This is a genomic window from Aeromonas sp. 600527 (assembly GCF_049175415.1).
GTDB lineage: Bacteria > Pseudomonadota > Gammaproteobacteria > Enterobacterales > Aeromonadaceae > Aeromonas > Aeromonas veronii_A.
In genome coordinates this window covers 1-12793 of sequence record NZ_JAAKVA010000013.1, presented here as the reverse complement: position 1 = coordinate 12793, position 12793 = coordinate 1, and the positions used below count along the sequence as shown (strand labels likewise).

The following is a 12793-nucleotide window of genomic DNA, read 5'->3' as shown; positions in this document are numbered from 1 at the left end:
CCGTACGAATACAGTTGCTTGTGACTCGGTGAAAATTTTGATGGCGCAAGCAGAGTGCTGCTAGACGTTGTCCCCATCGTCAACGAGATGAGTGAATGCGAAAGGGGGATTGGTGGCGTCCCAGGCAGGATTCGAACCTGCGACCTCGCCCTTAGGAGGGGCGCGCGCTATCCAGCTGTGCCACTGGGACGTGCGCGCATTATATAAAAATGCCAATAAAAATAAACAACTGCGTATGTCTGTCTATCCAGTTGCTTACATTATGACCGGATTGTGTGTTTGTTATCTCGGCAGGTCAGATAAACAAATTCGTTGAGTCTGGATCACCAAGGATGGCAGGAGGGAGGTGATGGTGTGGGCAGGGTTTGATTTTTTATGCAATTAATTAACTTTAAATTTTGCTGCAGCAGTTCGGGCGGGACTATCTCTTGTTGTGCTCTGCTATCAGATGTTGATCTTTTTCTTATTTATCTGCGCTCGATTTAAAAGGGTTTATTTATCAATTATTTATTTGCTTTTTTCGACTGAGTTTTCCCTTCTATTTTAAAGGTGACGCATGATGCAGCGACCAAGCGGCAGGTATGGCTAGCAGGGGAGGATAATAGTCTTGTTTGCGTAGTTATATAAATTGCCATAGAGTTAATTTGCGATTAGTTATCGCCGAAAATAAAGTTGTGACAAGGGCAAACCGATTGAAAAGTCGGGACGCAAAGCCTCCGGTCTAAAGGCGCTGTTGATCTGGGATAGCGGGGCCACCACAGTGTTATGTTGACTGCCTTTGCCAAGGGGTAGTCGTGTTTGTGCTGTCTGTCGTGTTGTGTCGCCCTTTCGTTTGTCCATAACGTAAAGGAAAACAATATGCTAAGTCCAAAACCCACATTGCTGGCCATGATGGTCGGCTCCCTGCTTGCCTCATCCGGCGTTTATGCGGCCGCTCCGAGCAAACCCACCATCGGCTGGGGTCCCACCAAATTTGCCATTGTGGAAGTCGATCAGGCGGCAACCTCTTACAACAATCTGGTCAAGGTGAAGGATGCCGCCGATGTGGAGGTGAACTGGAACCTCTGGAGCGGCGATCTGGGCCAGAGTGCCAAGGTATTGCTCAATGGTCAGGAGGTGTGGTCCGGCCCCTCCACCGCAGCGGGCAGCGCCAAATTCAAGGTGAAGAAAGGGGGGCGCTACCAGATGCAGGTGGCGCTGTGCAACGCCGATGGCTGTACCCTCTCTGATGCCAAGGAGATCGTGGTCGCCGATACCGATGGCAGCCATCTGGCGCCACTCAAGGCTCCGCTGCAGGAGAACAACAAGCCCTACGCCAACAAGTCCGGCAAGGTTGTAGGGACTTACTATGTGGAGTGGGGAGTCTATGGCCGCAAGTTCACAGTGGACAAGATCCCGGCCCAGAACCTGACCCATATCCTCTATGGTTTCACCCCCATCTGCGGTGGGGATGGCCTCAACGACAGCCTCAAGGAGATCGAAGGGAGCTTCCAGGCACTGCAACGGGCGTGTGCCGGCCGGGCCGACTTCAAGGTGGCGATGCACGATCCTTGGGCCGCCATCCAGATGCCGCAAGGCAACCTCACCGCCCATGATGAGCCCTACAAGGGCAACTTTGGCGCCCTGATGGCGCTCAAGCAGGCCTATCCGAATCTCAAGATCCTCCCCTCGGTCGGTGGCTGGACCCTCTCCGATCCCTTCTACTTCCTCGGGGACAAAACCAAGCGCGATGTGTTTGTCGGCTCGGTGAAAGAGTTCCTGCAGACCTGGAAGTTCTTCGACGGTGTGGATATCGACTGGGAGTACCCGGGCGGACAGGGTGCCAACCCGAAACTGGGCAGCCCGAGTGATGGTGCCACCTACGTGGCCCTGATGAAGGAGCTGCGGGCCATGCTCGACGAGCTGGAGGCCGAGACTGGTCGCCAGTATGAGCTAACTTCCGCCATTGGAGCGGGGGGCGACAAGATCCAGGATGTGGACTACAAGGCGGCCCAGCCCTACATGGACCACATTTTCATGATGACCTACGACTACAACGGCGCATGGAGCAACACCGAACTGGGTCACCAGACCAACCTCTATGCAGCGAGCTGGGACCCCGATACCAAGTACACCACCGACAAGGCGGTCAATCAGCTGCTGGCGCAGGGGGTTGACCCCGGCAAGCTGGTGGTCGGTGCCGCCATGTATGGCCGTGGCTGGACTGGCGTGAGCGGCTATCAGGGCAACAACCCCTTCACCGGCAAGGCGACCGGCAAGGTGAAAGGCACCTGGGAGGACGGGGTGGTGGATTACCGCGACATCGTCAACAACCGGATGGGGGCTGGCTGGGAGAAGGGCTACGACGAGGTGGCCGAGGCGCCCTATCTGTTCAAGGCGGCGACCGGCGATCTCATCACCTATGACAACGAGCGCTCGGTCAAGGCCAAGGGGCAGTATGTGCTGGCCAACAAGCTCGGTGGCCTCTTCTCCTGGGAGATCGATGCCGACAACGGCGACATCCTCAACGCCATGCATGAAGGGCTGGGCCATGGCGAGGGGACGACTCCACCTACCAACAAGCCGCCGCTGGCCAACGCGGGCAGTGACCTCAAGGTGACCGGCCCGACCGAGGTGACGCTGGATGGTTCAGCCTCCCACGATCCGGAAAACAGCGCCCTCACCTATAGCTGGAAGCAGATCTCCGGGCCGCAGGCTGCCCTGCTCGATGCCACTCAGGCCAAGGCCCGTGTTGTACTCGATGCCGTGTCCGCCGACATCAATCTGGTGTTCGAGCTGACGGTGACCGATGATCAGCAGTTGAGTGCCAAGGATCAGGTGGTGGTGACCAACAAGGCGCCGCAGGCCAATCTGGCGCCTGTGGTGAGTCTACCTGCCACGGCCTCTGTGGAGGCGGGCAAGCAGGTGACCATCAAGGCGACCGCCTCCGATCCGAACGGTGATCCACTCACTTATCAGTGGAGTGTGCCGGCAGGCATCACCGCAACGGGTCAGAGCAGCGCCACCCTGGTGGTGACTGGCCCGAGCGTCACCAGCGACACCGGCTATGACCTGAGCGTCACCGTCTCCGACGGCGGACTGGATGCCAGTGCGGCAACCCGTCTGACGGTCAAGCCGGCCAGCAGCAGCGGTGGTTGCACGGCGACCGATCCGGATGCGGTCAATTGGCCAGTCTGGAAAGCGGCAAGCACCTATAACAGCGGCGACAAGGTGAGCCATAACCAACTGGTGTGGCAGGCCAAGTACTGGACCCAGGGCAACGAGCCTAGCCGCACCGCGGATCAGTGGTTGCTGGTGAGCAAGGTGCAACTGGGTTGGGATACCAATGTGGCCTACAACGGTGGCGAGCTCACCACCCATAACGGTCGTCAGTGGAAGGCGCAGTACTGGACCAAGGGCAATGAGCCCGGCAAACACGACGTCTGGCAGGATGTGGGAGCCGCCAGTTGTAAATAAGCATTGAATGGTGGCGGGGCATGCCAGTCATGCCCCGTTTTTTCTCCCCGCTTCGCCACATTCTGGCGGGTCTGCCAACCGGTTTCCCCACCCAGATTCTCTTTTGTGCCTGCAAAGCAGCCCTTCCGGGCTAGTGATTAATGCTCTCCCCGATAGCTGGCATCTGTGCCGCACGTTGCCCTTTGCCAGCCATTGAGGCTGTTAATAAGCCAGACCATTCCGGCCAGTGGCAAGGCATAAATCGTCAAACGAACAAATTTGTCGTATCTGGATAACCGGGTGCGTGAGGGCAATTCGCTGGGCATGAAGACACCTGCTGGCCATGCAAAGCGGCGATTATAAATTCATTAGTTGCGATACAGATGGGTCTTTTGTCGCATATTGTTCTTACTCATTGATTTTTCTCAATTTGGTGTGATGCAGATCAAAAAAATGGTGTGAGGTATCTGGTTGGAGGTGATGAGATTAGGTCTGCATATCCGGCTGTTTTTTTAAACATTAATTTCTTGAAAGTGGGTAATTGTCGGGGTTGGTAACTGGTGGGCTGGCAATGGTCCGATTTGCTTACTTATCAGAATTACCCTACAGTCAATCGGCGATTATTTATCGCCAGAAATAACGTTGTGACAAGGGCAAACCGATTGAAAAGTCGGGACGCAAAGCTTCCGGTCTAAGGGTCAAGACGACCTAGGATAGCGGGGCCACCACAGTAGTATGCAGGCTGCCTTTGCCAAGGGGTGGCCGTTTTTGTGTCACCTGTCGTGTTGCGTTGCCCTTTCGTTTTTCCAATAACGAAAAGGAAAGCAATATGCTAAGTCCAAAACCTTCACTGCTGGCTATGATGGTCGGCACCCTGCTCGCCTCCTCCGCCGCTTATGCGGCAGCTCCCGGCAAACCCGCCATCGGTTGGGGCCCCACCAAGTTTGCCATCGTCGAAGTCAACCAGTCCGCGACCGCTTATAACGAGCTGGTCAAGGTGAAGGATGGCGCCGATGTGACCGTCACCTGGAATCTCTGGAACGGCGATATTGGCCAGAGTGCCAAGGTGCTGCTGGATGGCAAGGAAGTCTGGTCCGGTCCCTCTTCCGCCGCGGGTACCGCCACCTTCAAGGTGCACAAGGGGGGCCGCTATCAGATGCAGGTCGCGCTGTGCAACGGCGATGGCTGTACCCTGTCTGATGCCAAGGAGATCGTGGTCGCCGATACCGACGGCAGCCACCTTGCACCGCTCAAGCCTGCCCTGCAGGAGAATAACAAACCCTATGTCAACAAGTCCGGCAAGGTGGTCGGTACCTACTATGTGGAGTGGGGGGTCTATGATCGCAACTTCACCGTGGACAAGCTGCCGGCCCAGAACCTGACCCATATCCTCTATGGCTTCACCCCGATCTGTGGCGGTGATGGCCTCAACGACAGCCTCAAAGAGATTGCCGGCAGCTTCCAGGCGCTGCAACGTGCCTGCGCCGGGCGCAAGGATTTCCAGGTCGCCATTCACGATCCTTGGGCCGCGCTGCAAAAAGGGCAGGGGTCACTGGTTGCCTGGGATGAGCCCTACAAGGGCAACTTCGGTAACCTGATGGCCCTCAAGCAGGCCTATCCGGACCTGAAGATCCTCCCCTCCGTCGGTGGTTGGACCCTCTCCGACCCCTTCTTCTTCATGCATGACAAGGCCAAGCGTGACGTGTTCGTCGCCTCGGTCAAAGAGTTCCTGCAGACCTGGAAGTTCTTCGACGGTGTCGATATCGACTATGAGTTCCCGGGCGGCGACGGTGCCAACCCCAATCTGGGGGACAAGACCAAAGATGGTGAAACCTATGTGCTGATCATGAAGGATTTGCGCGCCATGCTCGACGAGCTGGAGGCCGAGACCGGTCGCACCTATCAGCTCACCTCTGCCATCGGTGCCGGTTACGACAAGATTGAGGACGTGGATTACAAGGCTGCTCAGCAGTACATGGACCACCTCTTCGTGATGAGTTACGACTACAACGGAGCCTGGAGCAATACCTCCCTGGGTCATCAGGCCAACCTCTATCAGGCCACCAACGGCTCGGCCAACAAGCGCTACAACACTGATGCAGCGGTACAGCAACTGCTGGCGCAGGGGGTCGACTCCGGGAAGCTGGTGATCGGTGCCGCCGCCTACGGTCGCGGCTGGAAAGGGGTGAGCGGATATAAGGGCAACGATCCCTTCACCGGCACCGCCACCGGCAAGATCAAGGGCACCTGGGAAGATGGCGTGCTGGATTATCGCCACATCGTCAACAGCCATATGGGCGCAGGCTGGGAGTACAACTACGACGAGACTGCCGAAGCAGCCACCCTGTTCAAGCCCTCCACCGGCGAGCTGATCACCTATGACGACGAGCGCTCGGTCAAGGCGAAAGGCCAATACGTGCTGGCCAACAAGCTGGGCGGGCTCTTCTCCTGGGAGATCGATGCCGACAACGGTGACATCCTTAACGCCATGCATGAAGGTCTCGGTCACGGTGAAGGGGTCACTCCACCAGCCAACAAGCCGCCAGTAGCCAACGCGGGCAGCGATCTGAGTGTCACCGGCCCGACCGAGGTGACGCTGAACGGCTCCGCCTCCCACGACCCGGAAAATGGCACCCTCACCTATAGCTGGAAGCAGGTCTCCGGCCCGCAGGCCGCTCTGCTTGATGCCACTCAGGCCAAGGCCCGGGTTGTACTCGATGCCGTGTCCGCCGACATCAATCTGGTGTTCGAGCTGACGGTGACCGATGACCATCAACTGACCGCCAGGGATCAGGTGGTGGTGACCAACAAGGCGCCGCAGCCCAACCTGGCTCCGGTGGTGACTTTGCCTGCCAGCGTCAAGGTGGAAGAGGGCAAGCAGGTGACCATCACCGCCAAGGCATCCGACCCCAATGGCGACGAGCTGATCTATCAATGGCAAGTGCCTGCCGGTATCACGGCGACCGGCCAGAGCAGCGCCACCCTGGTGGTCACCGGCCCGGCGGTCGATGTCGAAACCGGTTATGACCTCTCTGTGACCGTCTCCGATGGCGCACTCGATGCCAACGCGGCAACCCGCCTCACCGTTACCCCGATCAACGAAGGCGGTGAGGGGGGCTCTTGCAATACCACCGACCCGGAAGCGGCCAACGTTCCCGCATGGCAGGCCAGCAAGGTCTACAACGGCGGTGACAAGGTGAGCCACAACCAGCTGGTATGGCAGGCCAAGTACTGGACTCAGGGTAATGAGCCGAGCCGTGCCGCCGATCAGTGGGCGCTGGTGAGTCAGGTTGATCTGGGCTGGAACGCAGCCGTTGCCTACAACGGCGGGGATCTCACCAACCATAACGGCCGTCAGTGGAAGGCCAAGTGGTGGACTCAAGGCAATGAGCCGGGCAAGCACGATGTCTGGCTGGATATCGGGGCAGCAAGCTGTAACTGAGGCCTCCTCACCGATGACGGGGCATGGAGACATGCCCCTCATTCCCGGTAGCAATATGAACGAGAACCCGACAATGACCACAAATGTGACCCGAATCGCTGCCCTCATCATGGCAACCCTGGCGGCTGGCCCCCTGTCTGCCAACACCTCGCCCCTGATATTCAATGACACGACACCGCAAAGCGATCTGGCGGGTAGCCTGGGTGCCAGCGTGCAGTTTGCCCAGAGCCAGATCCTGCCTTCCCATCCCAAGGAGGGGGATCGCCAACCCATCCTGACCAGCCTGCGCAAGAGCCTGCTGCTGGTGCAACCGCTCCAGGCCAACGGGGTGACCCCCATGACGGTGGAGGTCCGTGACGGCAGCGGCAAGCTGCTTGGCACCCTGACCTTGTCACCGCCATCGGCGCTGCCCGAGACGGTCTACCATCTCGCGGGGGTTCCCGAAGGCGGAGTGAGCTTCGTCCCGGAGAGCGGCAGCACTGCCGTCATCAGCAGCAGTGCTGATTTGGCCAAACTGAACGACAAGAGCGGCGCCTTCCTCAAGGATCGGCTGACCGGGCGTGCGCTGGTGGAGATCCAGACCGCCGACGGCCGCTGGGTTCGGGATATCTACCTGCCCGTGAGCCCGGAGCTGGAGGGGAAGATGGTGCGGATCCGTTCCAGCGCCGGTTATAACTCCACGGCCTTCTATGGTGAGCGACAGGTGACCGTCTCCCGTGGCCAGACCCTGCAGTTCAAGTTTGCCAACGGGCAGTGGTTCCGCGAGGGGGAGCTGGAGAACAACCGCATCACCTATGCAGCGGATACCTGGAGCGGCGAGCTGCCTGCCGAGTGGATCCAGCCCGGACTGAACCTCTCCGTTCGTCAGGGCAATCTCAGCGGTGAACTGCGTGACATCAAGGTCGGCGCCCCCGGCGAGCTGCTGCTGCACACCATGGACATTGGCATGCTCACCACGCCACGGGATCGCTTTGCCTTTGCCAATGACAAGGAGGCCCATCGCGAATACTTCCAGACCATTCCGGCCAGCCGGATGATTGTCAGTCAGTATGCACCGCTCTCCCTGCCTGAGGTGATGCTGCCCAACGGCACATTGCTGACCGACTTTGACCCGAGCGAAGGGGGCTGGCATGGCGGCACCATGCGCCAGCGCATCGGCAAGGAGCTCATCTCCCACGGCATCGACAATGCCAACTACGGCATCAACAGCAGTGCCGGTGAAGGGGAGGGAAGCCATCCCTTTGTGGCGGCCCAACTGACGGCGCACAACAGTCGCGGCAAGTATGCCAATGGAGTTCAGGTGCACGGTGGGTCAGGTGGCGGTGGCATCGTCACACTGGATGATTCGCTGGGCAACGAGTTCAGCCACGAAGTGGGCCATAACTTCGGCCTTGGCCACTATGTAGATGGCTTCCGTGGCTCGGTTCATCGCAGTGCCGATCAGCTCAACTCCAGCTGGGGCTGGGACAGTGACAAACACCGTTTCATCCCCAACTTCTCGCCGACCCGCACCAATGAGGATGCCTGTCTGGATGGCCAGTGCCAGCCACCGTTCGATGGCCGCAAGTTTGGCTACGATGCGATGGCGGGCGGCCGCCCTCTCTCCGGCGCCAACCGTTTCACCCTCTATACCCCCAATTCCGCCGCCATCATCCAGCGTTTTCTGGAGAGCAAGGCGGTGTTCGATGCCAACTCGGCCACCGGCTTTAGCAAGTGGAACAGTGCGACGGCCAGGATGGAGCCCTATCAGCACACAATCGAGGGGATCGAGAAGGTCGATGCTCCCATGGATGCCCTGAGCGAGGCCGGACTGAGTGCCCTGCTGGCGGATTACGGCTTGGTCAGGGTCGCCATGTGGGATGGACGCTGGACTCGTGATATCCGGGTGCCGGTTGCCTCTGCTGACAACCGTGGGCGTAGTCTGACCATCGATCACGGGGCCGGTTACAACAGTCGCCTCTTTATCAACGGCAAGGAAATTGTGGTGAACCGGGGCTTCAAGAAGAGCTTCACCTCGGATGGCCAGAGCTGGGTGGAGGTCTCCCCCATCGATACCAAGATTGCACGCAAGCCCGAGCAGTTCGGCGTGCCGGTGACCACCCTGGTGGGCTATTACGATCCGCAAGGAGCCCTGCGCAGCTACATCTATCCGGCTCTGCACGGCGCTTACGGCTTCACCTATCCGGATGACAGCAACACCCTGTCCGGCAATGACTGCCAGTTGCAGGTGGAGACCCGCGATGGTCTGCAGCGCTTCAGGCTGGCCAATCACAGAGCATCCAGCAGTGTCATGAACAAGTTCCACATCAACCTGCCCACCGCCAGCGAGCCCGGTCGCGCCACTATCCAGTGCCGTGGCCAGACACTGGTACAGCAGAGCTTGTTGCCACCGCAGCAGACACTCTCCTTTACCGTCAACGGGCGGCCGCTGGAGCAGGGCGTGGTTGAGAACCAGCCTCCGGTAGTGACCGTACCGGCGCAGCTTGGCAGCGTCGGCGGTGAGTGGCTGACCATCACTGCCGAGGCGAGCGATCCCGAGGGCGATGCGCTCAGCTACCGCTGGCACTTCCCGACGGGCTGGCAGGTAGAAGGCGAGACCAGTGCCAGCCTGCGTCTGCTACCGCCGGCTGTCACCACTAGTGAGCAGCATGAGCTGAGTGTGAGCGTCTCGGACGGGGTACATCAGAGCGAAGGGCGCGTCGTGCTGACGCTGGCGCCCGTGGTCGACGGCTCTTGCAACACCACAGATCCGGAAGCGGCCAACGTTCCCGCATGGCAGGCCAGCAAGGTCTACAACGGCGGTGACAAGGTGAGCCACAACCAGCTGGTATGGCGTGCCAAGTATTGGACTCAGGGCAATGAACCGGGCCGCGCCGCCGATCAGTGGGCGCTGGCGAGTCAGGTTGAGCTGGGCTGGAGCGCGACCGTTGCCTACAACGGCGGGGAGCTGACCAACCACAACGGCCGTCAGTGGAAGGCCAAGTGGTGGACTCAAGGCAACGAGCCGGGCAAGCACGATGTCTGGCTGGATGTCGGGGCGGCAAGCTGCCCTTAGGTTGAGTCCATGATGAAGATGGCGGAGCCTGTTCAGGCGGGTTCTGCCTTTTGCCACAAAACCATAGAGAGCAACAATAATGAAAAAAAACCGCATCACCCTTCTGCTTGCCAGCATGATGCTGAGCGGCCACCTGTGGGCGGCCGAGGCATACGACATCAACAAATCCTATCCGGGCGGCAGCCAGGTCAATTACAACGGCCAGGTTTTTGAGGCCAAGTGGTGGGTCAACCCGGGGCAGACTCCGGGCATGGCGGCCGCCAATGAGTGGGATACCCCGTGGAAGCTTGTTGGCGAAGGGGAAGTGACCCCGCCGGATACCGGCGGCGATGACAAGCCCAATCCGCCGACGCCAACCCCGCCGGATGGCAGCACCACCCCCGTCTATATGAGCCAGGCCGAGCTGGATGCCAAAGAGAAGGCGCTGACCGACTTCCCGGCGATGGAAGCGGTCAAGGCTTCCATCGCTACCCGTGACAATCTGGTGGTCGAGGCGGTGCAGCCGGGCCGTGCCGACAACCCGGGCAACGTCAAGCGGGTCGAAAGCCTGCTGAGCGAGGGTCAGTTCAACTACCTCTTCCCGCTGCGCGCCCCCGAGTACACCTATCGCGGCCTGTTGCAGGCGGCGGCCAAGTTCCCAGCCCTGTGCAGCGACTACAGTGATGGCCGCGATGCCGATGCTATCTGCCGCAAGACGTTGGCAACCATGTTCGCCCACTTCGCCCAGGAGACAGGCGGCCATGAAAACTGGCGCCCGGAGGCCGAGTGGCGTCAGGCGCTGGTCTATGTACGCGAGATGGGATGGAATGAGACCATGCGCGGCGGTTACAACGCCGAGTGCCGTTCCGATGTGTGGCAGGGTCAGCAGTGGCCGTGCGGTACGTTCGACAATGGCGAGTTCAAGAGCTACTTTGGTCGCGGCGCCAAACAGCTCTCCTACAACTACAACTACGGCCCCTTCTCCGAGGCGATGTTCGGCACGGTGCGCACCCTGCTCGACCGCCCCGATCTGGTGGCCGACACCTGGCTGAACCTCGCCAGTGCGGTGTTCTTCTATACCTATCCGCAGCCGCCCAAGCCCTCCATGCTCCATGTCATCGATGGCACCTGGCAGCCGAATGACCATGACAAGCAGAACGGTCTGGTGCCGGGCTTCGGGGTCACTACCCAGATCATCAACGGTGGGGTGGAGTGCGGCGGTCCGGTCGAGCACGCCCAGTCCCAGAATCGCATCAACTACTACCGCGAGTTTGCCAACTACCTCGGAGTGGCGGTGCCATCCGACGAAGTGCTGGGTTGCAAGAATATGAAGGTGTTTGACGACAAGGGCGCCGGTGCCTTGCCCATCTATTGGGAGCAGGACTGGAGCTATGTGGCAGAGAACCCCAACGGCGGCAAGAGCTATGCGTGCAAGCTGGTGGGCTACCAGACCCGCTTCAGCGCCTTCAAGGCAGGGGATTACAGCCGCTGCGTTCAGCACTTCTATCCGGAGGTGGTGATCGAGGATAACGGCGGTGGCACCAACCTGCCACCGGTGGCCAATATCACCGGCCCGGCGCAGGCCGAAGGTGGCAGCAAGGTAACGCTCTCTGGTCAGCACTCCAGCGATCCGGAAGGCAAGCCGCTCTCCTATGCCTGGACTATTCCGGCTGGTGCTTCAGCCCCGGCACTGGATCAGGTGACGCTGGAGTTGACTCTGCCCAAGCCGGCCAGCGATACCAAGCTGGAGCTCAAACTGACGGTCACAGATGAAGGTAATCTGAGCCGCAGCACCACCCATAGCCTGCTGGTGAAAGGAGAGGAGGGGGGCGTAACGCCGCCTGACTATCCGGCCTATAAAGAGGGGACTCCCTACAAGGCAGGCGAGCGGGTCAGCAATGGCGGTGCCAGCTACGAGTGCAAACCGCACCCCTATACTGGCTGGTGTGCCGGTGCCGCCTGGGCCTATGAGCCGGGCAAGGGTACGGCCTGGGCCGATGCCTGGATCAAGCTCTGAGCCGTTTCAGGGTTACAAGGCTTGCCGACAAGCCAGCGCACTATCTGGTGCAATGACAATCCGGAGCAATAAAAGATGGGGCCTGCGGGCCCCATTCTTGTTTGGTGGAGTTCAGGTTTGGCCGTGGAACATCTGGCCCGGACAGGACAGCGCCTCGAGAGGGCTGTGTGATGATGTGTGTTGTTTTTTTATTACATTTTTCGTGAAAGGCTTTCAGCAATTATTTGCCGTAGCGGAAGTAGTATTCACGGGTGGAGGGGGCATAGGCATCTTTCTCTACAACGCCGTTCTTGGTGGTTGCACCGCGCAGGTGGAACAGGACTGCCAGATTCTCAAACATGGTTTACCTCATCGCTCTGTCATTTATGGTTATAGTGTGTGACCTGGGTCACGGTTTGATCCTATGGTCATTTGTGAGCCAGATCAACTTTCTGTGTTGTAAATTTACAAAAATCATGGAAAGGGTTTTCAAATGCAATGCCCTTTATGGAAAGGCTTTCCCGAGGTGACGGGGGAGAAGCTGATTACCAGCCAGCATAGAGAGGTCTGAGAGCGGGAGCGTTGCACGGGGAAAGAGGCTTGCTGCACGGCCTCTCCTTTATAGGTGCTTGAGCCGATTTGTGACATAAAACAGAGAGATAGCACGCGTCTTGCTGGTAAAAACAGCGAACTGCTGCAATTTTGACTAAACGAATCAGTCGTGGTTATTTTAGGGTTGACAGCAAAGCGGGTGATGCCTATCATGCGCCTCCGTTGCCGGAGATAACTTCGTCAGCGCCGAGGTGAGTTGGGGTTATAGCTCAGCTGGGAGAGCGCTTGCATGGCATGCAAGAGGTCCGCGGTTCGATCCCGCGTAGCTCCACCA

At 59.1% G+C, this 12793-nt stretch carries 4 protein-coding genes, 2 tRNA genes and 2 riboswitches; of the genes, 5 read left to right on the top strand and 1 reads right to left on the bottom strand.

Annotated elements, in window-relative coordinates:
* Nucleotides 1–113: 113 nt before the first annotated feature.
* A tRNA-Arg gene (locus G5154_RS15285) sits at nucleotides 114–190 on the bottom strand.
* A 482-nt stretch (nucleotides 191–672) separates the two neighbouring features.
* Nucleotides 673–760: riboswitch (cyclic di-GMP riboswitch) on the top strand.
* Nucleotides 761–858: 98 nt separating this feature from the next.
* Here G5154_RS15285 and G5154_RS15280 point away from each other — a divergent pair.
* The 5 genes from G5154_RS15280 (at nucleotide 859) to G5154_RS15260 (ending at nucleotide 12793) form a co-directional block, all read left to right on the top strand.
* A complete protein-coding gene (locus G5154_RS15280) occupies nucleotides 859–3456 on the top strand; it encodes a glycosyl hydrolase family 18 protein (protein WP_216979362.1) in 2598 nt (865 codons plus the stop codon).
* Nucleotides 3457–4077: 621 nt separating this feature from the next.
* Nucleotides 4078–4165, top strand: a riboswitch (cyclic di-GMP riboswitch).
* Between the two features lie 99 nt (nucleotides 4166–4264).
* Nucleotides 4265–6877 carry a glycosyl hydrolase family 18 protein gene (locus G5154_RS15275; RefSeq protein WP_421251334.1) on the top strand — a complete coding sequence of 871 codons (2613 nt, stop codon included), beginning with the start codon at nucleotides 4265–4267 and terminating at the stop codon, nucleotides 6875–6877.
* 73 nt (nucleotides 6878–6950) lie between these two features.
* A complete protein-coding gene (locus G5154_RS15270) occupies nucleotides 6951–9932 on the top strand; it encodes a M66 family metalloprotease (protein WP_421263950.1) in 2982 nt (993 codons plus the stop codon).
* A 79-nt stretch (nucleotides 9933–10011) separates the two neighbouring features.
* Nucleotides 10012–11928, top strand: coding sequence for a glycoside hydrolase family 19 protein (locus tag G5154_RS15265; RefSeq protein WP_421213548.1), 1917 nt, complete (start codon nucleotides 10012–10014; stop codon nucleotides 11926–11928).
* A 789-nt stretch (nucleotides 11929–12717) separates the two neighbouring features.
* A tRNA-Ala gene (locus G5154_RS15260) sits at nucleotides 12718–12793 on the top strand.

Bases quoted from the DNA above. Each gene is read 5' to 3' on its own strand.
- G5154_RS15275 (WP_421251334.1), top strand. From the start codon at position 4,265: ATGCTAAGTCCAAAACCTTCACTGCTGGCTATGATGGTCGGCACCCTG.
- G5154_RS15265 (WP_421213548.1), top strand. From the start codon at position 10,012: ATGAAAAAAAACCGCATCACCCTTCTGCTTGCCAGCATGATGCTGAGC.
- G5154_RS15280 (WP_216979362.1), top strand. From the start codon at position 859: ATGCTAAGTCCAAAACCCACATTGCTGGCCATGATGGTCGGCTCCCTG.
- G5154_RS15270 (WP_421263950.1), top strand. From the start codon at position 6,951: ATGACCACAAATGTGACCCGAATCGCTGCCCTCATCATGGCAACCCTG.